Source organism: Bradyrhizobium sp. ORS 278 (assembly GCF_000026145.1).
GTDB lineage: Bacteria > Pseudomonadota > Alphaproteobacteria > Rhizobiales > Xanthobacteraceae > Bradyrhizobium.
The window spans coordinates 3,153,006-3,175,531 of record NC_009445.1 but is presented as its reverse complement, the minus strand read 5'-3'; the positions used below and the strand labels follow the sequence as shown (position 1 = coordinate 3,175,531).

19 protein-coding genes are annotated in these 22,526 nt (G+C 65.5%); 11 read left to right on the top strand and 8 right to left on the bottom strand.

Features of this window, described 5'->3' with window-relative positions:
- Window positions 1–324: 324 nt before the first annotated feature.
- Window positions 325–2,391: a threonine--tRNA ligase gene (gene thrS, locus BRADO_RS13925; RefSeq protein WP_011925971.1), complete on the top strand. Its 2,067-nt coding sequence runs from the start codon at window positions 325–327 to the stop codon at window positions 2,389–2,391.
- 129 nt (window positions 2,392–2,520) lie between these two features.
- Here the strand turns inward: thrS and BRADO_RS13920 are convergent, their stop codons facing one another.
- Window positions 2,521–3,435 (bottom strand): hypothetical protein, encoded by a 915-nt coding sequence (locus BRADO_RS13920; RefSeq protein ID WP_011925970.1) that lies wholly within the window; start codon window positions 3,433–3,435, stop codon window positions 2,521–2,523.
- A gap of 270 nt (window positions 3,436–3,705) precedes the next feature.
- Here BRADO_RS13920 and BRADO_RS13915 point away from each other — a divergent pair, with 270 nt between their 5' ends.
- Window positions 3,706–4,269: a nitroreductase gene (locus BRADO_RS13915; protein ID WP_041756479.1), complete on the top strand. Its 564-nt coding sequence runs from the start codon at window positions 3,706–3,708 to the stop codon at window positions 4,267–4,269.
- Window positions 4,270–4,622: 353 nt separating this feature from the next.
- Here the strand turns inward: BRADO_RS13915 and BRADO_RS13910 are convergent, their stop codons facing one another.
- Both BRADO_RS13910 and BRADO_RS13905 read right to left on the bottom strand, forming a co-directional pair.
- A complete protein-coding gene (locus BRADO_RS13910) occupies window positions 4,623–7,097 on the bottom strand; it encodes a bifunctional diguanylate cyclase/phosphodiesterase (protein ID WP_050781095.1) in 2,475 nt (824 codons plus the stop codon).
- Between the two features lie 772 nt (window positions 7,098–7,869).
- The gene (locus BRADO_RS13905) at window positions 7,870–8,715 is read right to left on the bottom strand and encodes an SAM-dependent methyltransferase (protein WP_011925967.1); all 846 of its coding nucleotides are present in this window, start codon (window positions 8,713–8,715) and stop codon (window positions 7,870–7,872) included.
- A gap of 98 nt (window positions 8,716–8,813) precedes the next feature.
- Between BRADO_RS13905 and BRADO_RS13900 the strand changes: the two genes are divergently transcribed.
- Complete coding sequence (locus tag BRADO_RS13900; protein WP_011925966.1) at window positions 8,814–9,452, top strand: TetR/AcrR family transcriptional regulator; 639 nt, start codon at window positions 8,814–8,816, stop codon at window positions 9,450–9,452.
- A 252-nt stretch (window positions 9,453–9,704) separates the two neighbouring features.
- Window positions 9,705–11,051, top strand: coding sequence for an IS1182-like element ISBrsp2 family transposase (locus tag BRADO_RS13895; protein WP_050781079.1), 1,347 nt, complete (start codon window positions 9,705–9,707; stop codon window positions 11,049–11,051).
- Between the two features lie 274 nt (window positions 11,052–11,325).
- On the opposite strand, the gene BRADO_RS13890 is transcribed toward BRADO_RS13895, so the two are convergent.
- Window positions 11,326–12,777, bottom strand: a complete 1,452-nt coding sequence (locus BRADO_RS13890; RefSeq protein WP_011925530.1) for an IS66-like element ISBrsp5 family transposase — start codon at window positions 12,775–12,777, stop codon at window positions 11,326–11,328.
- Between the two features lie 248 nt (window positions 12,778–13,025).
- Complete coding sequence (locus BRADO_RS13885; protein WP_041756477.1) at window positions 13,026–14,105, bottom strand: hypothetical protein; 1,080 nt, start codon at window positions 14,103–14,105, stop codon at window positions 13,026–13,028.
- 265 nt (window positions 14,106–14,370) lie between these two features.
- Between BRADO_RS13885 and BRADO_RS13880 the strand changes: the two genes are divergently transcribed.
- The gene (locus tag BRADO_RS13880) at window positions 14,371–15,381 is read left to right on the top strand and encodes a patatin-like phospholipase family protein (RefSeq protein ID WP_011925964.1); all 1,011 of its coding nucleotides are present in this window, start codon (window positions 14,371–14,373) and stop codon (window positions 15,379–15,381) included.
- On the opposite strand, the gene BRADO_RS13875 is transcribed toward BRADO_RS13880, so the two are convergent.
- Entirely contained in the window at window positions 15,368–15,796 is a 429-nt protein-coding gene (locus BRADO_RS13875) for a CBS domain-containing protein (RefSeq protein ID WP_011925963.1), read from the bottom strand. The two genes, BRADO_RS13880 and BRADO_RS13875, sit on opposite strands and share 14 nt — an antisense overlap.
- Before the next feature lie 284 nt (window positions 15,797–16,080).
- Entirely contained in the window at window positions 16,081–16,878 is a 798-nt protein-coding gene (locus tag BRADO_RS13870; RefSeq protein ID WP_011925962.1) for a rhomboid family intramembrane serine protease, read from the bottom strand.
- A 515-nt stretch (window positions 16,879–17,393) separates the two neighbouring features.
- Between BRADO_RS13870 and BRADO_RS13865 the strand changes: the two genes are divergently transcribed.
- The 5 genes from BRADO_RS13865 to BRADO_RS13840 all read left to right on the top strand — a co-directional run bounded on the left by BRADO_RS13865 (window position 17,394) and on the right by BRADO_RS13840 (window position 21,250).
- Window positions 17,394–17,951 carry a PAS domain-containing protein gene (locus tag BRADO_RS13865; RefSeq protein WP_011925961.1) on the top strand — a complete coding sequence of 186 codons (558 nt, stop codon included), beginning with the start codon at window positions 17,394–17,396 and terminating at the stop codon, window positions 17,949–17,951.
- Window positions 17,952–18,227: 276 nt separating this feature from the next.
- Window positions 18,228–18,842: a PilZ domain-containing protein gene (locus tag BRADO_RS13860; protein ID WP_041756475.1), complete on the top strand. Its 615-nt coding sequence runs from the start codon at window positions 18,228–18,230 to the stop codon at window positions 18,840–18,842.
- Between the two features lie 331 nt (window positions 18,843–19,173).
- Entirely contained in the window at window positions 19,174–19,800 is a 627-nt protein-coding gene (locus BRADO_RS13855; protein ID WP_041756474.1) for a transglutaminase-like cysteine peptidase, read from the top strand.
- 226 nt (window positions 19,801–20,026) lie between these two features.
- Complete coding sequence (locus BRADO_RS35755) at window positions 20,027–20,479, top strand: hypothetical protein (protein WP_244423035.1); 453 nt, start codon at window positions 20,027–20,029, stop codon at window positions 20,477–20,479.
- Window positions 20,480–20,731: 252 nt separating this feature from the next.
- Window positions 20,732–21,250: a hypothetical protein gene (locus BRADO_RS13840; RefSeq protein ID WP_011925956.1), complete on the top strand. Its 519-nt coding sequence runs from the start codon at window positions 20,732–20,734 to the stop codon at window positions 21,248–21,250.
- A gap of 120 nt (window positions 21,251–21,370) precedes the next feature.
- On the opposite strand, the gene BRADO_RS35295 is transcribed toward BRADO_RS13840, so the two are convergent.
- On the bottom strand, window positions 21,371–21,670 hold the full coding sequence (locus BRADO_RS35295; RefSeq protein ID WP_162093058.1) for a hypothetical protein: 300 nt from the start codon (window positions 21,668–21,670) through the stop codon (window positions 21,371–21,373).
- Between BRADO_RS35295 and BRADO_RS13835 the strand changes: the two genes are divergently transcribed.
- The gene (locus tag BRADO_RS13835) at window positions 21,669–22,481 is read left to right on the top strand and encodes a dienelactone hydrolase family protein (RefSeq protein WP_011925954.1); all 813 of its coding nucleotides are present in this window, start codon (window positions 21,669–21,671) and stop codon (window positions 22,479–22,481) included. The genes BRADO_RS35295 and BRADO_RS13835 overlap by 2 nt on opposite strands.
- The last annotated feature ends 45 nt before the right edge of the window (window positions 22,482–22,526 follow it).

Below are 22,526 nucleotides of genomic sequence, written 5' to 3'. Positions count from 1 at the left end.
GTTGTCGGCGGCACGGCCGCGAACGCTCCAGATCCCATCAGCCCCGCGATGACGATCGCGGCAGCGGCCTGTCTGCTGCCGCGCCGGATCGAAAGCCAAAACGGCGTCCCCCCGAAAGACACCATCACCACGCGCTCCCACGCTTTGAATACTTGAAGTTGTATCATACCGGCCAGCGGCGACAATGTCCGCACCGCAACAGCCGCCCCCAATCGACCGGTTTTCCCGTCTTCCCCGAGGGTTGCAGCCTGGAAATCCCCTGCTATACCCCAGGCTCCCGCTTACCTGCGCTCGTTCGCAGGAGTGAGCTAACGGAGAGAGAAAATGCCCGACTCGAAATCCCCCGATTCGAAATCCGACCAGTCCAAGTCCGGCTTCCAGTACAGCCTCAGCAACCTCAAGCCCGCCGCTCCGGTCGAGAAGATCACCATCAGCTTCCCGGACGGCGCCAAGCGCGAATATCCCAGGGGCACCACCGGCTTGGACATCGCCAAGGGCATTTCGCCCTCGCTCGCCAAGCGCACGGTCGCAATGGCGCTGAACGGCGACGTCGCCGACCTCAACGATCCGATCAACGAGGATGCCAGGCTCGAGCTCGTCGACCGCGACGATCCACGCGCGCTGGAGCTGATCCGGCACGACTGCGCGCACGTGCTCGCGGAAGCGGTGCAGGCGCTGTGGCCGGGCACCCAGGTCACGATCGGCCCGGTCATCGAGAACGGCTTCTATTACGACTTCTTCCGCAACGAGCCGTTCACGCCCGAGGACTTTGCCGCGATCGAGAAGAAGATGCGCGAGATCATCGGCCGCGACAAGCCCTTCACCAAGGAGGTCTGGGACCGCGAGAAGACCAAGCAGGTGTTCCGCGACAAGGGCGAGGCGTTCAAGGTCGAGCTGGTCGATGCCATTCCCGGCAACGAGCCGATCAAGATCTACTATCAGGGCGACTGGTTCGATTTGTGCCGCGGCCCGCACATGACCTCGACGGGGAAGATCGGCAACGCGTTCAAGCTGATGAAGGTGGCGGGCGCCTATTGGCGCGGCGATTCCAACAACCCGATGCTGACCCGCATCTACGGCACCGCCTTCGCCAAGCAGGAGCAGCTCGACGCCTATCTGAAGCAGATCGAGGAAGCCGAGAAGCGTGACCACCGCAAGCTCGGTCGCGAGCTCGACCTGTTCCACTTCCAGGAGGAAGGCCCTGGCGTCGTGTTCTGGCACCCCAAGGGCTGGAGCATCTTCCAGGCGCTGATCGCCTATATGCGCAGGCGTCTTGCCGGCGACTATGACGAGGTGAATGCGCCGCAGATCCTCGACAAGTCGCTGTGGGAGACCTCCGGCCACTGGAACTGGTACCGCGAGAACATGTTCGCGGCGCAGTCCGCCGGCGACGAGGCCGAGGACAAGCGCTGGTTCGCGCTGAAGCCGATGAACTGCCCGGGTCACGTGCAGATCTTCAAGCATGGCCTGAAGAGCTACCGCGACCTGCCGATGCGGCTCGCCGAGTTCGGCGTCGTGCACCGCTACGAGGCCTCCGGCGCCATGCACGGGTTGATGCGCGTGCGCGGCTTCACCCAGGACGACGCGCATGTGTTCTGCACGGAAGACCAGCTCGCCGAGGAGTGCCTGAAGATCAACGATCTGATCCTCTCGACCTACTCCGACTTCGGGTTCGAGGGCGAGTTGACGGTCAAGCTGTCGACCCGGCCGGAGAAGCGCGTCGGCACCGACGAAATGTGGGATCATGCCGAGCGCGTGATGGCGACCGTGCTGAACGAGATCAAGGCGCAGAACAACCACATCCGCACCGAGATCAATCCGGGCGAAGGCGCGTTCTACGGGCCGAAGTTCGAATACGTGCTGCGCGACGCCATCGGCCGCGACTGGCAGTGCGGCACCACGCAGGTCGACTTCAACCTGCCGGAGCGGTTCGGCGCGTTCTACATCGACGCCGACGGCGCCAAGAAGGCGCCGGTGATGGTGCATCGGGCGATCTGCGGCTCGATGGAGCGCTTCATCGGCATCCTGATCGAGCACTATGCCGGCAGCTTCCCGCTGTGGCTGGCGCCGACCCAGGTCGTCGTCACCACCATCACCTCCGAAGGCGACGAATACGCCAAGCAGGTGCTGGCGGCGCTGCGCCGGGCGGGTCTTCGGGCCGAGATCGATCTTCGCAACGAGAAGATCAACTACAAGGTCCGCGAGCATTCGCTGCAGAAGATCCCGGCGCTGCTCGTGGTCGGCAAGAAGGAGGCCGAGACGCATTCGGTCTCCGTCCGCCGCCTCGGCCGCGACGGCCAGACGGTGATGCCGACCGCGGATGCCATCGCCGCGCTCGTCGACGAGGCGACGCCGCCGGACGTGCGACGCAGGCAGCGCGAGGCGGCCTGAGCGAAGGCCGCTTCGTAGCCCGCATGAGCGCAGCGAGATGCGGGTATCCGCAACAATGCGTGAGATCCCGGATCTCGCTCCCGCCGCAGCCCTGACGGGCTTCGGCGTGCGCTCATCCGGGCGACATGGCTAGGCCGACAGGCTGGCCACCGCATTCGTCGCCCTCCCTTCCCTGCCCGCAGCCTGCCGCGCCACCTCGGCGCATTCGGCGAGGTAAAGAAACATCGTCGCCAGCATCTGCTCGATCGCCTCGCGTCCGCGGGGCAGGATCGTGACCGCGTCGCCGGCGCCGCCGCGGGCCAGAAGGCCTTTGTCCTCGGCCGCGCGGATCAGCGACAGCACGTGCTTGCGCGACACCGAGAAGCGCGTCGACAGGCCGTTGATGGACAACGGCACGGGCCGCTCTGGCGGGAACGGCTCCGCCGCTCCGCCGCCCTGGGCGAGGCTGAACAGGATCACCATGCCGGCGGTGCGCTCGGCAAATGGTTCCAGCTCCGGTGCGCCGTCGAGCACGCGCAAACCGGCGATGAAGCGGCGGCCGAGCTCGAGCACGAAGGTCCTGACGAAGGCGGGATCATTCAGTGCTGCGCGGTAGGTGACCGCCGCCGGGACCACCGCGCTCATGGCATCGAACTGCACGCCCCAGCGCTCGCGATGCAGCGCGAACAGCTTGTCGGTCGGCACCAGCGGCCGCCGACGACGGTCCAGATGCGGCGCCGCGGCCACGAGCCCCGTCGCGCGCATGAGTGCCAGCATCGCCTCGCAGCGGCCTGCGCTGCACAGGTCGAGCCTGGCGCACATCTCCTTCATGGCGCCGACGGTGAGACCGAACTCGCCGTCGCGCTGCTGGGCGAGATGAAGATACAGCGCGACGTGCGGAAACAGCGCCCGCGCTCGGTCGCTGAGCAGCGCATTGAGGATGCGATCACCGCGGTACAGCCGGACGGCGGCATCGGTCGATGCCCGCATCGCCTGGGCAAAACCCGGCTTGCGCCGCAGCCGCATGACGGCTTCGGGTGCTGGCGTCATCGCGGTCGTCGGCATGGCAGATCGTGCAATTGAAGCAGCCCCTGGAAGACACTCAGCACTATGTTTTTACCGACCTTCGCAAGGTTCGACAATTTGCTGCGGAATATGGGACGTTCGGACAGAAAGCCGCACCTGCCGCGTATCGCGCATGATGGTGTGCCGGAACCAGCGTTGGGCTTGAACAGGCCTGCACCGGTAGAAGCGATCAAATCGAGGGGTCTTGGCCTCGTTGCGGCCAGTTCCGCATGCTATCTGTTCGCCGTCCAACGAACGAGATGCCCCGACGTGACCGACGCCCTTGAACTCTTGAAGACCCGCCGCTCCGTGAAGCCGCGCGAGATGAGCGGCCCCGGCCCCTCGCCCAGCGAGATCGACACCATCCTGACCATCGGCGCCCGCGTGCCCGATCACGGCAAGCTCGCCCCCTGGCGCTTCATCGTGTTCGAGGGCGACGGTCGCCGCCGCGCCGGCGAGGTGATCGCAGCCGTGGCCGCCAAGAAGAACCCGCAAGCGAGCGCCGCCGAGCTCGAGGTGGAGAAGAACCGCTTCATGGAGGCGCCGCTGGTGATCGGCCTCGTCAGCTTCACCAGGCCGCATCCGAAGGTGCCGGCCTACGAGCAGGAGCTCTCGGCCGGCGCCAGCGCCATGAACATCCTGACCGCGGCGACCGCGCTCGGCTATGGCGGCTGCTGGCTGTCCGGCTGGTTCATGTTCGACCGCGACGTGCTCGACGGCTTCGGGCTGAAGCCGGAGGAGAAGCTCGCCGGTCTCATCCATATCGGCAAGCCGACCAAGCCGAGCGAGGACCGCCCGCGCCCCGCGCTGACAGATATCGTGACGCGGTTCTGATCGCCGCAGCGTCGGCCGTCGTCCCGGCGAACGCCGGGACCCATAACCACCGGCGGGTGTGATCATGGACTCTGGGTCGGCACTGCCCCTCACCAACATCGCTCCGTGGCTATGGGTCCCGGATCGGCGCGTGCCCGCGGCACGCTTCTTCGGGACGACCAGAGAGGGTGTGGCGGCCGTCATATACTTACGCCGTTCTCGATGCTCTTCGGCCGAAGCGCGCCAGCTGCTGCAGCCCGGATGAGCGAAGCGATATCCGGGGTCACACACGCAGCCGATGAGAACCCGGATATCGCTCCAGCCTTCGCCCTGCGGGCGCAGGCTCGAGCTCATCCGGGCTACACATCGGTGCATCACGCCGCCCTCGATTCTCTCGCGCCGAACCGCGCCAGCAGCCCCGCGATCTCCGAGGCGGGGCGCGCCGCGCTGAACAGGAAGCCCTGGACCTGGTTGCAGCCCTCCGCGCGGAGCCAGTCGAGCTGATCCGAGGTCTCGACGCCCTCCGCCGTGGTCGTGATGTTGAGGCTCTTGCCGAGGCCCGAGATGGCGCGGACGATGGCGAGGCAGTCGGAGCGCTGGGCCAGATCCTTGACGAAGGAGCGGTCGATCTTGATCTTGTCGAACGGGAAGCTGCGGAGATAGCTGAGGCTGGAATAGCCGGTGCCGAAATCATCCATCGAGATGCGGATGCCGAGCGCGCGCAGCTGATGCAGGGTCGCGAGATTGGCCTCGGTCTCGGCGAGCAGGATTGACTCGGTGATCTCCAGCTCGAGCCGCGCCGGCTGCAGCCCCGACTGGGCCAGCGCCTGCATTACGACCTGCACCAGGTTGCGGCTGCGGAATTGCACCGGCGAAAGGTTCACCGCGACCTTGATATCATCCGGCCATGTCGCCGCTTCGCGGCAAGCCTCGCGCAGCACCCATTCGCCGAGCGGCACGATCAGCCCGATGTCCTCGGCCACCGGAATGAACTCCGCAGGCGAGATCATACCCTTCTCCGGATGGCGCCAGCGCAGCAGGCATTCGAAGCCGGAGATCGTGTTGGTCGCAAGCTCGACCAGCGGCTGGTAGTACAGCTCGAACTCGCCTTCCGCGAAGGCATGGCGCAGGTCGTGCTCCATGTCGCGTCGCTTCTGCGCCTGGAGGTCCATGTCTTTCTCGAAGAAGCGGTGCACGCCGCCACCCTCCTCCTTGGCGCGGTACAGCGCCATGTCGGCGTTCTTCATCAGCTGTTCGCTGGTCGAGCCGTCGGATGGCGCGAGCGCAATGCCGATCGAGGCGCCGATGACGAGTTCCTGGCCATCGATCTCGTAGGGCGCGCTCAACGCCTGGATCAGCCCGGCCGCGAAATCGCTGGCCTCGTTGAGTGACGGCGCGTTGGCCAGGATCACGGCGAACTCGTCGCCGCCGAGCCGCGCCGCCAGGTCGCCGCCATGCACGCGCTCCCGAAGCCGGTCGGCCACCGCCTGCAGCAGGCGGTCGCCCATGGGATGACCGAGCGAGTCGTTCACATTCTTGAAAAGATCGAGATCGACGCACAGCACCGCGATGGGCTTGGGGCCGCCAGGTCCGGGCTGCAGCGCCTGCCTGAGACGCTCCTGATACAATTCGCGGTTCGGCAGATTGGTCAGCCCGTCGTGATGCGCCATGTGCGCGATGCGGGCCTCGACCTTGCGGCGCTCGGTGATATCGACGATGGCGACCAGAAACCCGTCGCGGCCGTCGTAGGAGATCCTGCGGCCATAGGCCAGGACGTCGATCAGAGAGCCGTCCGCCGTATAGTGCCGCCATTCGCGATGGAAATCGTCGCGCGCCGTCAGCCGCGCCATGGCCTCGCCCAGGTCGGTCGTTTCGCTCTCCGGCCAGAGCTCCCAGATGGTCATGCCGAGCAGCCGGTCGCGGTCGTAGCCATAATGCGCGGCGGCGGCGGCGTTGACCTTCAGGATGCGCCCCGTCTCGGTATCGAAGATACCCATCGGCAGCGGATTGGCATCGAACAGCAGGCGGAACGACGCTTCGCGGCGCTTCAGCGCGGTGACATCGGAGACGGTGAGAGACACAATGTCGCCGAACGCGTGCACACCGAGGCGCAGATTGCGATCGTCGCAATCAAGCTCGAACTGGTCGCGGCCGCTGTGCGTCACGACGGAGAACAATCGCGCGAGCACGTCCGCCGTGCCGAGCATCGTGCCGCCCTGCCTCAGCCGGCGCCATTGCAGCTCGGCCGGCGAAAGCTTGAGGAGGATGGCCGCGGACTGATTGTGATGCACCACCTGGAAATCGCACGGCACACCGGCACTGTCGCGAATGGTGGCCAGCGAGACGACGCCGTCCTCGGTGGTCGAGAAGATCGAATCGAGCAGATTGTACTGCGCGGCGCGCTCATTGATGTAGGTGCCGACCAGCGTCCTGCCCCAGCGCGAGCTGGTCGGCAGCGCCAGCACGTCATAGGTGCGCACCATGCCATCGCGCACGCAATAGGCGGTCGATAGATGCGGCTTGCAGCTGGTCACGGCACAGATCGCAGCTTCCGTCAGCACGGTCGCGCAGTCCGGCGAGACGGATTCGACCGGAATATCCCAGCCATCGTTCTGCAGCCATTGCTGGACGTAGCGGCCGCTGCGGGTGATTTCGAGCCTGTCATCCTCCTCCCGCAGCAGCGCGACGTGGTCGGCGAGACGGCCGAGGCTTCCCAGCATCACGTCTTCGTAGCGCGGCAGGCTCTGGCCGGGCTTCAACGCCGCGTGCCATTTGCGCTTGAGCACCGGAATGTCGTCGAACAGATCATTACTGACCGTCGCGGACGTCTTCTTCTTCGCGGGACTCATCGGATCTTGCTCAATCGCCAGCTGCTCGTAGCGGTATTCCAAGCAGATTTGTTTTTAATGAGCTGTAAATCCAGAATGGCGGTGCAGCGGTCACGATCGAATATGACAGTTCGAAGTGGTTCCATGGTTAGCGCGCTTTAGAGACTATGACAGTGGCTCAGCATCGGCTGATCGCCTGCACTTGACGTCCTGCGCTCATTGCGACGATCTTCAACTAATAAGTGTGACGACGCTTCCCGCGGCGTGTCATCCGCCCGGGTGATGCGTCATGGCTGCCCTCGATCAGATGAGGGCGCAGGGAGGACCGGACCTCGACTGAGGCTCGTGGCCCGCCTGCGAAAAAAATTCAGGCGGCAGGTACCACAGGTTCAGCCGGACAGACCCGGCCCTCCCTGCGCGATGGCTTTAACGGCTGCTTCGCGTTCTCCCTGGTGCGCCGGGCTTTCGGGCCACCATCCCCGCACGACGCGCGAGCATCGATATGAGGTTGATATCAGCATCGGGATATCAGGACCGCGCGACTTGACCGTGCGTGAGAGACCGTTCGTCCGCGCGAGCAACCCGCGCTGCGATCCACCACGCCCACCGCCTCCCCGCCCCGCGTGCCGTGACGACCGCGATACGCCCCTCATCCCGGGATGGGATGCCCGGAAAGATCGTTCCGATTTGCCCGACGGCGCAAGGACTCATAACTGCGACAAATCAACCCGCCGGGCAGACACACAGAGCATAGCCTGTGTGTCGCCTCGTCAACGACGGCTGGCGTCCCGCCCTAGTGAACGCGCCGCGCGTGCACGACATGCGGTCCTGCCTCTCTCGCGCCTCCGCCGACGGACGCGCCGAGATAGCGGCCGACGATCTCGGCGAGGCCGAAATCATCGATCTCGTCGAAGCCGCATGCGCGCAGTTCGCCGTTGAGATCCAAAGGATCGAACCGGCTCAGCCAGGGCTCGCCGATCGCGGCAGTGCGTGCGGCGAGTGCTTCGACATGGGCGCGCCGCGCCGGAGCGTAATTGTCGAGCGGCTCGGTGTAGTCGAACACGACCTCCGCGGCGGGCACGCTGGCCATGAATCGCAGCACCGCCAGGATCGCCTCGCGCCGAAGATAGGGCACGACCCCGAGCCAGGGAAAGAAGGCGGGTTCGTCGGTTCGAAAGCCGGCACCGGCCAGCGCATCGGCGAGACTTTGCCGCTCGAAATCGACCGGCACGAAGATGAGCGAGGGCGGCAGAGCAAGGCCGGCTGCGGCGATGCGCTCCCGCTTCCAGGCCTGAGTGTCCGGATGGTCGACCTCGAAGACACGCAGCCCGCCGCCTTGGTGCGGGTTGCGCAGACTGAACGTATCGAGGCCTGCGCCGATCACCGCCGCCTGGCGAACGCCGCGGGCCACCGCCGCGGCCAGGGTATCCTCGGCGAAACGGCTGCGCGCGGCGATGAAGCGCCTGAGCTGCTGTCTCGTCTCGTCCACGGATGCGGCCGCCACCAGCGCGTCGGCCTCGTCGCCGAGAAGCACGCGGGCCAGCGGATCAGCAAAGATGCTCGCGCCATCGACGGTCTGATGCGCGGCGCGAAGGATCGCCGCTCCGAAGGCGGTCCGGCTGGGCTGTCCCTTCTGCATGACGATCGTTCCCTTCCATCCCGAGCCATCGGGTTGCGCGCCACGACGCGATAACGCATAATTCTAACACTGTAAAGATTTGACCGGAAACGAGGCATATGGCGAGGCCAGCGAAGAAGCCGCGCAAGACCTATCATCATGGCGACCTGCGCAACGCGCTTCTGACCGCGGCGCGCGAGGTGCTGGAGGAGCGCGGGCCGTCATTCCTCGGCCTGCGCGAGATCTCGCGCCGGGTCGGCGTCTCGGCGCCGTCCGCCTATCATCATTTTCCGAGCCGCGACGCCATCGCGCTCGGCCTCGCCGAGCAAGGCGCGGCCGAACTCGCCGCGTGCCTCGCCGCCGCGCCGGCGAACCCGAACGGCTCGCTGCTCAGCTATGGCGAAGCGTATATCGCCTTCGTGCGCGCCAATCCGGCGCTCTACCGGCTGATGTTCGGCGAAGGTTTTCCGGAAGTCTCACAGCACAGCAACGCGATCCGCGCGCTGCGGGCGCGCAGCTACGAGATCATGAAAGCGAGCCTCGAGGCGCGGCTGCCCGCCACGGACGTGCGCATCGCCGGTCTGTTTCTATGGGCGCTCGTGCACGGTCTCGGACTGCTTCTGATCGACCGCCAGGTCGTGCGCGACGACGATTTGAACGAGGTCATCCGCAGAGTTCTCACCCTGGCCGGAACGGGACTTTTGCAGGACCGAGCACCGGTCCCACGAGACGCTGGCGCGTCGATCGAAGCAAGGTGACAACGGCCCTACGCACTCGCGTCAGCACTCGCAATGACGGCTCCGTAGCGTGGGCAAAGCGGCCGCCGGAGGCGGCAGCGTGCCCACCGTCCATCAGCGCGTCCCGCTGCAACATGGTGGGCACGGCGCCACTCACGGGCTCGCCCGTCGAGGATCTCGCATTCGCCTTTGCCCACCCTACGAGGCTGTGAATCTTTCGATGCCTATTCTCGCTGACTATGATTCTCTGAGCGGAGCGGTTTGCTGGAGGTCATGATGGCTAAGGACGAGCTTTTCGATGGATTGCCGGAGCAGTCGGGTCCCAAAGCGCGGGAGCTTCCGAAGGGTGCGCCTCGTCTGCGGGTTCCGGAGCGCAACCAGGTCGAGCTGCGCGCGGTCGATATCGACAGCCTGATCGGGCAGGATCATCCGGCGCGGATGATCTGGACCTATGTCGAGACGCTCGACCTGAGCGAGTTGGAAGACCGAGTGAAGGCGCGGGAGAACAGGCCTGGTCATCCGGCACCGTCGCCACGCCTTTTGCTGGCGCTCTGGCTCTATGCCACCAGCGACGGCGTCGGCAGTGCTCGGGCGCTGGATCGCCTGTGCGAGAGCCATGATGCCTATCGCTGGCTGTGTGGCGGGGTATCGCTGAACTATCACACGCTATCGGACTTCCGCGTCGGCTGTGCCGATGTGCTCGACCGCCTGATGAGCGAACATCTGGCGGCGTTGAGCGAGGCCGGGCTGGTCGATCTCGATACGCTGGCACAGGACGGGGTGCGGATCCGCGCCAATGCGGGGGCCAGCTCGTTCCGGCGCGAAGCGAGGCTGCAGCAGAAGCTGGCGGAAGCAACGGAGGTGGTGGAAGAGCTCAAGCGGGAAGTCGATGCAGATCCAGAAGCCAGCAACCGGCGCATCCGCGCGGCGCGTGAGCGCGCCGCACGCGAGCATAAACAGAAGGTCGAAGCGGCGCAGGCGGCGCTGGAGGAGATCAAGCGCAAGCGCCAGAAGCTCGAGGAAAAAGGCGGTAACGGCAAGAAGCCGAAGGAGCCTCGGGCCTCCACCACCGATCCGCAGGCGCGGCGGATGAAGATGGCCGATGCCGGCTTCCGTCCCGCCTACAACGTGCAGGTCGTCAGCGCTGCAGCTGCGATGATCGTGGTCGCAATCGACATCGACAACAACGGATCAGACGGCGGCCTGATGCGACCGATGCTGGAGCGGCTGCGCGACAAGCTGCAACGCCTGCCCAGGCGCTACCTCGTCGATGGCGGATACTGCCGTGGCGACGACATCGAATGGGCGCATGGCCAGAACATCGAGATCTACTGTCCGCCGCGCTCGCAAAAAAGCGGTGTTGATCCTTATCTGCCCCGAGATACCGATGGCCCTGGTGTGGCGGCCTGGCGAGCGCGCATGGCGAGCGAAGCCGGCAAGGCTCAGTATCAGCTCCGCTCGCTGTGCGAATGCATCCACGCCCGCTGGCGCAACTGGGACCTCCGGCAAGTGACGGTACGCGGCATCGACAAGGTTCGCGCCGTCGTGAGCTGGTACGCGTTCACCAACAACCTTCTGCAAGGATTGCACCTCATCGCCTGTCAAAAAGCAGCATCATAGTCGCCGGGAGCGGCATCCGAGGGATCCTCCGGGACAATCCGCCGCACAGAGCCGCCCACAACGGCTATCCCGCGGCGACAGCCCCCTCGTCGCAAACTCAGCCCTGAACTCAAATTGGCTCACAAGCTCTACGGACAGTCGCTCTCGCGGCGCGAATCTTCCCGCCAAGAACCTCCTCGTCATTGCGCGCGCAGCGGCGCAGCGAAGCAATCCAGAGTCCCGCCCGCCACCCTGGATTGCTTCGCTACGCGTAACTGCCCAGGTCCCCGCTCGGTCAAGCGAGGCGGATTTTATGGGTGAGCTGTGTTGGGCATGCGGACAATGTTTCGAGCATGTTCCATCCGCGCTTTCGAGCGGTGCCGATCAAGGTACGTAGCGTTGCGAAGTTGTCCGCGCCTTGAGAGGTGCGAAAGCCGCCAGAGATCTTCTGCCGCAACTTCATCATGCGGGCATCGCGCTCGGCCTCGTTGTTGGTAAACGGCACCGCCGGGTTGCGCAGGAACAGTAGCACTGCCTCTTTGTGCAGCTTGAGGCGCAGCAGGAGATTATGGCCGGTGCGCCGCCTGATCCGTCCGCGTTTGACATCGCGCGGCAGTGCGGGAAGCGCCTCGTGCCAGGCGATGCCGGCGCGGATGATACGGTCATACTTCCGCTCGGCGGTGCGGATTTTGGCGGGAGGCAGCGCACCTGTCTGGCCGGCTGGACGCTCCGGCGCCAGATTGACCTCATGGCACAGGTCTCGGAGCAGCGTACGCATGCGTCGAGCCCAGGCCTCGCCGTCGATGTCCACCAGCGCCGTCAGCTCGCGCAGATGATGCGCATTGCACAGCGCATGCGTGACCCCCGGCATCTGAAAATAGGATGTCCAGTGGTCGTGCATCACGATATGCGCCGCTTGCGTCAGCACCTCGCCGCGCCTTTGGGACACGCGATAATGCACCAGCCCGTTGATCCCGGCGGTGCCCGCGACATGCAGCCATTGCGGCGTGGCACCCACCCAAAACCCGGTCTCATCCAGATGCTTGACCGGTGCTCCGCGGATCTCTTCGCAGACTGCCGCAGCGAAATCCCGCGTCCGACTGGCGGCACGGGCGATCATCTGCCCGATCGTGCCGGCCGAGACAGTCACGCCAAACAGATCGGTGAGGACCTGTCCCAAACGATCTTCAGGCAGGAACTGTCCAGCCGACAGATACGTCACCACGGCGGACAACCGTGCGCCATATTGCGCTGGCGCCTTGACCTCCGTGGGAAACGTTCCCGTCGTGACTGCGCCACAGCCGCTGCATGTGCAACGATAGCGCTGATGCTCCGTGACGATCAGCGGCCTCGGCGCCGGCAGATCGAACACCTGACGGCTGTCGACAAAGTCCAACGGCTCCTCGCCCAGCGCCGCTTGGCAGCCTCTGCACGTGGCGGGGCGATGGATGATTGTATGATCGACCTGGTCCGACCGCTTCAAGTGCTTGCCTGGATGACCTGGCTGGCCGCCGGGCTTCCTCACCCCTCGCTCGCGAAGGCTGCGTGTCCGGCGCGGACCCTGGCCCGGCCCATCGCTCGAAGGCGGTTTGCTGCTATTGGAGCTATCCAGACCAAGCCGGCGCTCCAGATCGGCCACACGGGCCAACAGCAACGCGTTCTGCTGTTCCAGCATCAGGTTGCGCGCCTGCAACTCCCCAATCAGGGCCAGCAGCGAATCAACCGACAATGAGTGCGGTGGCTTCATCCATACCTTGACTCACAAACGCATGGGGTCAGTCAAGGGATGAGGTCGGGTACCTGGGCAGTTACCGCTACGCTCGCAATGACGCGTGGAGAGAGATCGCGTTCAAATGGGCGCTGTCGTGCCCGCATGAGCGCAGCGACATGCGGGTTCAACGGACTGCGCGTGAGATCCCGGATATCGCTGCGCCCATCCGGGCAACGCAGCCGCAGCTACGACGTGGCAGCGACATGCTTGGCTGGGTTGCGCGCCTAGCGCGCCAGCACCTCGACCTCGCCGTCGACGCCGTTGACGACACTGAAGGATCGCTCGAAGACCTTGCCTTCGTTCTTGGCGATGGCGCGGTAGTCGCCTTCGGACAGCACGACCTTGGGGAAGGCGCCGACCGATTCCTTGATCACGTCGCCGCCGGGGTTGATGACCGACCATGCGGTGTTGGCGAGCGCCTCGCCGCCCTTGTCGGAGACGAGCTTCAGGGTGATGACAGCGGCGCGGTGGGTGACGGTGACGTCGGTCAGCTTGCTGGCCTGGACGCGGATATCCGAGCGGACCACCGCATTGGCGTCACCGTAGTTGGAGACGATGTAATAGGTCCCCTCCGGCAGCATCAGGATGTCGCCGGCCGCGACGTTGGGCACGATCGGCGCGCGCTCGCGGCCGTCGAACTGGCTGCCCTTGTAGATCGCGAACGAGATCTGGTTCTGCGGGATCTTGGTGCTGCCGACGCGGCCCTCGAGGCGCAGCCCGCCGGCCGGCAGCAGGAACGATTCGCGGTCGGTCTCGGCCTTCAGGTTCACCGTCCGGACCGCGCTGACGAGGCCGAGCGCGACGTGAACGACGTAATTGCCGGGCGGCAGCACGATGTTGGGCGTGGGGCCGCGATCCTCGCGCAGCATCTTGAACGTGCCGGTCTCATCGGGCCGGTCGGCGAACACGCGCCAGACCAGGCCGCCATTGATGTTCGGCAGATCCTTGCCGTAGCGCGCCGACAACGACAGCACGCCCTGATTCGGCACCGCGGCCGGCGGAGGCGTAGCCAGCGGTGGAGCCCCGGGGGGAACGGCGGCGGGCGGAATGGCGGCGACCGGCGGCCCTGGGAGGGCCTGCGGTGCGGGCGGCGGCACCGGACCGGCCGCCGGACCGGAGGGCGGCGCCAGGCTCACGGCGGCGCCGGGATCCGGCACCGAGGCCGGCGGGATCGGCGGGGGACGATCGCTGAACAACTGCGCCGTCGCCGGCGACGTGGCGAGGAGGCATGCGACGGCAAGGACAGGCCAGGACAGCCGCCCGCTACGCCGGAATCTGGGGAACCCAAGCCCTGTCGTCATCATCCTGCTTTTGACCGAAAACGGGGCAAATTCAAGCCTCTGCTGCTTTGATCCAGTAACCGTAACGCCGCAACCTGCGCTCGATCGCAACCGGCCGCACGGCCGCCGGCCGCGCTCCTGCGCTGCCCGGAAGATCAAATCGACGGCATCTGCGCCGCCCGTCAACCGGCATGAAGGATGCTTCTGCTAGCTTGATCGCAGACGGGGCGACGACGCGGCCGCGGCGGCGGACCGCACGTCGCCGATTGGCGTGAGCGTGGAGACGACGGTGCTGGATATGCTGATGGGACGCCGCCAGAGCGGAGATGGTACCAATGTCGGGCTCGGCACGATCCGCAAGCCGGTCATCGGGCTGGCGCTCGGCGGCGGCGCGGCGCGCGGCTTCGCCCATATCGGCGTGATCCGGACCCTGATGGCCCATGGGATCGTGCCAGACGTCGTCGTCGGAACCTCGATCGGCGCGGTGGTCGGCGGTGCCTACGCGGCCGGCCAGCTCGACACGCTGGAGGAATGGGCGCGCAGCCTGCAGATGCGCAGCGTGCTCGGCTATCTCGACATCCGCCTCAACGGCTCCGGCTTGATCGGCGGCGAGAAGCTCGCAGCGCAGCTCGAGGCCTCGCTCGGCCGCGTCGCCATCGAGGAGCTGCCGATGAAGGTCGCGACCGTGGCGACCGAGATCCGGACCGGGCATGAGATCTGGCTGACGCATGGCAGCCTGGTCGACGCGATGCGCGCCTCCTACGCTCTGCCCGGTATCTTCGCGCCGGTCCTGATCGGCGATCGCTGGCTGGTCGACGGCGCCATGGTCAATCCGGTGCCGGTGTCGGCGGCGCGCGCGCTGGGCGCCGAGATCGTCATTGCCGCCAATCTGTCCAGCGACGTGTTCACGCATTCGACGACGATCTATTCGCATGGCCAGCCGGTCGAGGTGCCGGAGACGGTGATCGAGAGCACCCCGCCGAAACGCCGCTTCGGCAAGCTGTTCTCGCCGGAGAAGGCGGTAAAGCGGCAGTTCTTCGGCGGCGGCGGCCGGCCCGGGATCTCCTCGGTGATGGTCGACGCCTTCAACATCATGCAGGACCGTATCACCCGCGCGCGGCTCGCCGGCGATCCGCCGGACCTGTTGATCTCGCCGCGCGTCGGCCAGATCGGCTGGTTCGATTTTCATCGCGCGGCCGATCTCATCGCGTTCGGCACCAAGGCGGCCGAACGAGCGCTGGATTCGATCCATGAGGCGATCGGCGCGACCGCGCCGGCCGGCGGGACTACGCCGTCTTGATGTACTGCCGCAGCGCTTCCTGCTCGTTCTCATATTCCTGGACGCGCCACTTCACGACGTCGCCGATCGAGATCAGGCCGACGACGAGGCCGCCCTCGATGACCGGCAGGTGGCGGAACTTGCCGTTGGTCATCATCTCCATGATCTCGGCCACCGTGTCCTGCGGCCGGCAGCTGACGACGCGCCGCGTCATCACGCTCGACACCGGCTCGGTGAGTGCGCCGGCGCCACGCTCGCCGAGCGAGCGGACGATGTCGCGCTCGGAGAGAATGCCCTCCATCCGCGTGCCCGACATGACCAGGACAGCGCCGATCTTGCGATCTGCGAGCAGCTTGGCGGCTTCGGCGAGTGTGGTCTGAGCTTCGACGCTCTCGACCTTGTGGCCCTTGGTGTCGAGGATCGCACGTACTGTCATTGCTCGTCTCCTTGAGAGGCCGGCGCGCCTTCTTCCGCGAGGCGTCTTGCGGCCGATGCTTGCAGCAGTCTTTAGTCAGGCGCGTGCTGAGTCACGAGTGTCAATCAACAGTCTGGCCATGCACCAGTCGCGCTTGATCGCAACGCGTTCTGGTTGCACTGCGCTCGGCAGGCTGCCCGCCGCAACGAGCGCCCTGCTCTATTAGCCCGGAATCGTGCTCCGGTTGCATCAGGCGCAAATGATGGATGAATTCACGCGCGCTCGCAAGCGCAGCCTTGAGGCAACTAACTGTCGGCCGACTCCGACGGCAACGCAGGTGCAGCATCTTCACGCACATGCGGGATCGGATCGAACAGCGCAAACAGCAGCAGTCCCGTCAGGAAGCCGCCGATATGCGCCTGCCAGGCAACGCTGGCGCCCTCGGCACCGGGCGTCAGGTCGCCGACGCCGAACACGATGTTGACCCCGAACCAGACCGCCAGAAAGCCGAGCACGCGCGGATTGCGCAGTGCACTCGCCAGCGACAGCGCCGGCACCCTGGCCGCCGCATCGGCATCGCCGCGGCCGAACGACAGGAAGCCGCCGCGCACGAACGCGAAGCGCATCGCGGCGGCCATCGCGCCGGAGACCGAGGCCGATGCCCCGATCATCGGCGCCAGCTCATGCTCATGCGTGATGAGATGCGCGAGCGCGCCGCCGGCCGCCGTGACGGCCATGAACAGATAGAATCGCACCGCCCCGAAGCGCCGCGCCAGCGCGCTGCCGAACGGCAGCAGCCACAGTATGTTGAAGCCGATATGCGTCAGATTGGCATGCAGCAGCGAGTAGCTGACGAAGGTCCACAGCTTGGCCGGCGTGCCCCCGGGAAACGCAGCGTCGAGTAGCGTGAGGTCGTATCGTTTCGGGACGAAGGCGAACAGGTCGATGACGTAGTTGTCCCACTCGTCCGGAAGCAGCACGCGCAGATGGATCGCCGCGATCAGAGCGATGTAGGCCGTCAACGCGCCCGGCAGGTTCAGGATCGGCTCTCGCGGCGTCTCCTGAAGCGGTTGCTCTTGCGTGGGATCTGACGGGGAATCCAAGGGAACGCACGCCTTCGACGGGAGGAACAGAACCGTCAGATAGGCGGCTTTGCCGGCGTTGTGCAAGCGCACACATGCAAAGTTGATGTGCGGCCTGATGGCCCGGGATGTGCGGAGATCTGAAAAAGAAAGAGGGAGAGCCCTGAGAAAGCCCTCCCTCGCGAGATCGCCGGTCTTTTTTCTGCGTCCGGGGAGCCCTGGGTTTGTTATCCCCACCCCTCCCCGTCGCGACGACCGGACGTGTTTGACGCCGCCTTCGTGTACCCTTCCGATCGCGGCGGACCTTCCACCTTCCGGCCGCGACCTGATGAACGCTTTCTTAACGATCCCATGGGCGCTGCCAAGGACATCGTTAATTTAACCTTAACGCGCGGAAGATCGGGAGAAAGCCGGCACGATCGCACCATCGGCATGGACGCTGCACCGCCCCTCCTGCGACAACAATCCAGGGAGGCGCCTGGACGAAAGCGGGACAGCGATGTCCTGACGACGTCGAGGGCGCGAGGGGTCTTCAGATGAAACATCCGTCCAATCGCGAGCTCTTCGCCTATTGGAACGACAGGCGCGGCCACGCCAAGGCGCCTGAGCGCAGCGAGTTCGAACCGTCAGCCGTGCGCGAGCTGCTCGGCGACATCTTCGTGCTGTCGTGCGACGCCGAGTTGGGCTTTCCATTCCGCATGGCCGGCACGCGGCTGTGCGCCCTGCTCGGCGGCGACGTCAAGGACAAGAGTTTTCCGGCGCAGTTCACGCCGGCGAGCCGCCGCGAGATCGAGGAGATCGTCACTGTCGTCTCCGAGGAGACGCTGCCCGCGATCGCCGGCGTCAAGGCGCAGGCGCCGGATCGCACGACGGCGTCGTTCGAACTGCTGCTTCTGCCGTTCGCGACGCGCGCCCATGAGCCGATCAGCCTGACCGGCCTGCTCGCGCCGTTCGAGACGCCGCAAGGCGCGCTCGGGCCGCTCGAGGTCGTGTCCTGGCGCTACATCCATCCGCCCGTCGAGCCGATCGTGCCGCGCGCCTTGCGCAAGCTCGCGCTGGCCCGCGGCCTGATGGTGTATGAGGGCTTGCGCTGAGGCGCTGACTCGTAGGGTGGGCAAAGGCGCGGCCGTGCTCTCACCACGCATTGCGCCGGGAGTGGCGCCGTGCCCACCATCTCTCACAGAGTAAACCGACAGACGGTGGGCACGGCGCCACTGCGATAGTTGCCCGGTGCGGCAGCACGGCCGCGCCTTTGCCCACCCTACCGGTTACGTCATCCGCGCCCCGATAACGCTGAATTAACCGTGCAGGATTTAGTTTCGTTGCTGGATCCCCCGGCGCTGCTAAGAGCCGGCTTTGAGTGGCGAAACATGGCGTTGCCGAATATCAAACAATCCCTTCCGGCCGCCGAGGAGCGCCGCCGTTTCCAGCGGGTCAAGGTCCACCTGCTCGGCCGCTACATGCTGCCGGACCGGCGGGAGTATCCCTGCCAGGTCATCAACATGTCGCCCGGAGGCCTGGCGCTGCTCGCGCCCGGCATCGGCAATGTCGGCGACCGCGTGATCGCCTATCTCGACCATATCGGCCGCGTCGAGGGCAAGATCACCCGCATCATCGACAACGGCTTCGCCATGACCATCGGCGCCACCGCCCGCAAGCGCGACAAGCTCGCCGCGCAGCTGACCTGGCTCGCCAACCGCGACATCCTCAATCTGCCCGAGGATCGCCGCCACGACCGTATCATCCCGCGCAACCCGATCGCGGTGCTCACCCTCGAGGACGGCACCAAGATGACCTGCCGCATCATCGATATGTCTCTGTCGGGCGCGGCCATCGCCGCCGAGACCAAGCCGGCGATGAAATCGCAGGTCATGCTCGGCCGCGTGCAGGCCCGCGTGATCCGCAATCTCGAAGGCGGCTTCGCCATCGAGTTCATGCATCCGCAGCTCGCCGAAACGCTCGAAGAGAGCGTTACCGCGCGGTAAAGCCGCGACTTCGGCAAATTCCGCAACTTCACGGATCCCACGGCGCCCGCTCCCACGGGCGCCGTGTCGCGTTCGGCGACCGCACAGCGTGTCCAGCGCAGTTAATTCAGCACGTGAAAAGCCCCGTTGAGGCTGCAAACGCAGCGGTTCGCGCCTTAATCCAGAGCATTTGAACTAATTGCGGTCGATTCAAATTTTAGGCTTATTCGATTCAACAAAGATCCTAATTAGCCCTTTGTTTGAATTGGGTTTTCGTCAAATCCATCGTGGCGGTTTAGCGGCAGCGAAAAATCTTTGTGAGACACATGGTCCCAACAAAACGGGGGCCAAAATGGTCAAGCGGACGGGACAGGCGAAGGGATTGGCGGTTGCAGCCATCCTGATGGCGATGGGGACGATGGCGCATGCCGGTGATGACCGCGTGCTCTATGCGAGCCTCGGCGACACCACGCGGGCCCCGATCGGCTGGATCGAGTTCTGCACCGAGACTCCCGAGGAATGCCGCGGCGGTGCGTCGCAGCCCCGCGACATCGTGCTGTCCCAGACCGCCTGGCGTGATCTGCTAAAGGTCAATCGCTGGGTCAACGAGAACGTCAAGCCCATCACCGACATGGACCATTGGGGCGTGGTCGAGAAATGGTCGCTGCCGACCGACGGCTATGGCGACTGCGAGGATTACGTGCTGCTGAAGCGCAAGCTGCTGATCGATGCCGGCTGGCCCCGCGAGGCGCTGCTCATCACTGTGGTGCGCGACAAGAAGGGTGAAGGACATGCGGTCCTCACCGTGAAGACCGACAAGGGCGAGTACATTCTCGACAATCAGAACGAGAACGTCGTTGCCTGGACCGAGACCGGCTACCGCTTCGTCAAGCGGCAGTCGCAGAGCGACCCCAACGTCTGGGTCTCGCTCGGCGACGGTCGCCCGGCAGTGGCCACCGCCAGCGCCAGAGAACGCTGAAGCGTTCGCGAGCGCAGAGACGAGGCACGACAACAGGAATCGAGTTACGCGACCCGGTCACATCCCCACCCCTCCCCGTCCCAGACCGGTTCGCGCGCGGCCAGCTCTCCCCCAAGGGCTGGCCGCAACTTTTTTTGGCCTTGCTTTGACGATATGTCGCAGACAGGGCGCGGCGGATGGCCGGCCAACCTTGTTTTCCCTCCGCGGTCGGGTTTAGGTTGTCGGCATGATGATGATCCTGCGAAGTGCGGCGCTCGTGGCCGCGGCCCTGACCTTGGCGAACTGCTGCATGTCGGGGACCGGCTGTTCCGGCCCCCTGGCCTCGGCCGATACGCCTGCCGCCGCTCCGGCGATGGCGTCTCCGGCGGCAGCGGCTGCGCCTAAAGTGGTCATGGCTGCGCCGCAGTCGGGCCCTGCTGCCGGATCGGATTGGGATGGCCGGGTCGCCTCCTCCGAGACCGACAACGACATGGCAATGGAGCCGGACATCGGCACCTCCGGCCGCAAGGGCAGCAAGCGCAAGGGCGACTCGCGGGTCGACGTGATGTCGTCGCAGTCGGGCTCCGGCTATCGCAACGGGCGCATGACCTATGAGGAAGAACAGGCGGCCGACATGGCTGACGAGGCCCGCCTGAAGCAGAAGCTTACGATCTGCCGGAACTGCAACGCAACTCAGTAAGCCCCTGGCCGCATGTGCTTTAGGCGCCGTCCGCCCCGGTTGGGATGACCCCGATACCGCTGTGGTCTGACCCGTCGCCCGCGATCTTGCGGGTCTCGCTTTTGTCCGATTTGCTAATAATGTCTTGCTGCGGGGATCGCTTTCCGCCGGGCACGCGTTTTGCTGCCGCGGCGAGGTCCTGGGACTCGCCTTTTCGCCGCTCCCATTCCGGGGCGGCTTCCGAAGCTTTTTTTGATTGTGGGTGGTTTCTAGATGAATCCGGTGACGCGCGACACCAGAAGCTATCTCGACAAGACCAACGTCAGTCCCGTCAAGAGCTCGCAGCCGATCGCGCTCGCCGCCGCCACCCTGCTGGTGCTGGTCGCCGGCATTGGCGGCATCGTGCTGTGGCGAGCCTATGCCGGATCCCCCGCCGAGGCTGAGCGCGGCGCGGTCACGCGACAGCTCCAGGCGAGGACGGTGCAGGCCTCCGAGCAGCTGGTCGAGAAGACCAAGGGTCTCGAGGCCACGCAGCAGGAATCCATCGACCAGCTGCAGATGATGCAGGAGCAGTTGCAAAGCATGCGCCGCCTGCTCACCGCGCAGCAGGCCGACACCAAACGCCTCTCGGACCAGGTCTCAACCCTGAAAGATTCCATCGACGGCCTGCGCCAGTCGTTCGCCAGCACGCAATCCGCGGAGCAGGCCGCGCCGTCGCCGCGCAATCGCAGCATCCGCGAGCGCGCGCATGCGAGCCGCAGCGGCCACCGGGCTCGCCGCAACCGGGGCTGACCCCGATCGACCCTCTCCCAGTAGAATTGCTGCCGAATTTTCCCGGAACCATGTGAAGTGCTTCACATAGCTCCGATGCGGAATCGGGCCATCTTGAGGTCACCGGATGGCGAGCCAATTTCAGGATGGCGCAGGGCCAATTTCAATATCCGGGGCTGGCAAGGTCGTTGGCGCCATACTGCGCCGACGGCCTTGTTCTTTGGAGTCGAGCTGCAATCGCAACGTCACAATGGAACCGGGAGCGATCTGCACCGCTCTCCGGCTGGTGACTTGCTTTTCAGCAGCAGTTCTCGGCTCAATGCGCGCCTCACCTTGGAGAAGCGCCCGCATGTCCGCCGAACCTGTCCTGACCCCTGATGTCATCACCTCGGATGTCATTGGGTTGACCAAAATCGCCCCGTTCTCGCGTCGCGGATTCATGACCGCATCTGCCGCCGTCACGGCTGGCTATACGCTGGCCGCGGGGCCGGTGCGCGCAGAGGCGATCACCACCGACACCAATGGACTCAATGCCGGCGACGCCAAGGTGAAGGTCGCCGACGGCGAGATGCCGGTGTATTTCGCGAGGCCCGCCAGCGCCAGCAACCCGCCCGTCATCCTGGTCGCGATGGAGATCTTCGGCCTGCACCAGTACATCAAGGACGTCACCCGCCGCCTCGCCAAACTCGGCGCGCTCGCGGTGGCGCCGGACTACTACTTCCGCAAGGGCACCGACCTCACGAAGATCACCGATATCAAGGACCTGCTGCCGATCGTGAATGCGAAGCCTGATGCGGAGCTGCTGTCGGATCTCGATGCGACTGTCGCCTGGGCCAAGGCCCAGGGCGGCGACACCTCGCGGCTCGGCATCGTCGGCTTCTGCCGCGGCGGCCGCAATGTCTGGGAATATGCCGCCCACAATGCCGGGCTGAAGGCCGCCGTCGCCTTCTACGGCCCGCTGACCGATCCGCCCAGCGCGGCTTTTCCAAAGAGCCCGATGCAGCTCGCACCCGAGATCAAGGCGCCCGTGCTCGGACTTTATGGCGAGGCGGACACCGGCATTCCCGTCGCCAGCGTCGAGGCGATGAAGGCCGCGCTCGCGGAGAACAAGAAGGCCGCGGAGTTCAAGCTCTATCCCGGCGCTCCGCATGGCTTCCACGCCGACTACCGCCCAAGCTACCGCAAGGAGGCGGCCGAGGACGCGTGGTCACAGATGCAGGCGTGGTTCAAGAAATATGGTGTGCTGAGCTGAAGCACGGTCACGTAGAGCTTGTGAGCCAATTTGAGTTCAGGGCTG

Coding starts and splice junctions, on each gene's coding strand:
- BRADO_RS35755 (WP_244423035.1), top strand. CDS start 20,027: ATGATGATGATCCTGCGAAGTGCGGCGCTCGTGGCCGCGGCCCTGACC.
- BRADO_RS13835 (WP_011925954.1), top strand. CDS start 21,669: ATGACCGCATCTGCCGCCGTCACGGCTGGCTATACGCTGGCCGCGGGG.
- BRADO_RS13860 (WP_041756475.1), top strand. CDS start 18,228: ATGGCGTTGCCGAATATCAAACAATCCCTTCCGGCCGCCGAGGAGCGC.
- BRADO_RS35295 (WP_162093058.1), bottom strand. CDS start 21,670: ATGAATCCGCGACGCGAGAACGGGGCGATTTTGGTCAACCCAATGACA.
- BRADO_RS13885 (WP_041756477.1), bottom strand. CDS start 14,105: ATGATGACGACAGGGCTTGGGTTCCCCAGATTCCGGCGTAGCGGGCGG.
- thrS (WP_011925971.1), top strand. CDS start 325: ATGCCCGACTCGAAATCCCCCGATTCGAAATCCGACCAGTCCAAGTCC.
- BRADO_RS13865 (WP_011925961.1), top strand. CDS start 17,394: ATGAAACATCCGTCCAATCGCGAGCTCTTCGCCTATTGGAACGACAGG.
- BRADO_RS13910 (WP_050781095.1), bottom strand. CDS start 7,097: ATGAGTCCCGCGAAGAAGAAGACGTCCGCGACGGTCAGTAATGATCTG.
- BRADO_RS13905 (WP_011925967.1), bottom strand. CDS start 8,715: ATGCAGAAGGGACAGCCCAGCCGGACCGCCTTCGGAGCGGCGATCCTT.
- BRADO_RS13855 (WP_041756474.1), top strand. CDS start 19,174: ATGGTCAAGCGGACGGGACAGGCGAAGGGATTGGCGGTTGCAGCCATC.
- BRADO_RS13890 (WP_011925530.1), bottom strand. CDS start 12,777: ATGAAGCCACCGCACTCATTGTCGGTTGATTCGCTGCTGGCCCTGATT.
- BRADO_RS13875 (WP_011925963.1), bottom strand. CDS start 15,796: ATGACAGTACGTGCGATCCTCGACACCAAGGGCCACAAGGTCGAGAGC.
- BRADO_RS13895 (WP_050781079.1), top strand. CDS start 9,705: ATGATGGCTAAGGACGAGCTTTTCGATGGATTGCCGGAGCAGTCGGGT.
- BRADO_RS13920 (WP_011925970.1), bottom strand. CDS start 3,435: ATGCCGACGACCGCGATGACGCCAGCACCCGAAGCCGTCATGCGGCTG.
- BRADO_RS13900 (WP_011925966.1), top strand. CDS start 8,814: ATGGCGAGGCCAGCGAAGAAGCCGCGCAAGACCTATCATCATGGCGAC.
- BRADO_RS13840 (WP_011925956.1), top strand. CDS start 20,732: ATGAATCCGGTGACGCGCGACACCAGAAGCTATCTCGACAAGACCAAC.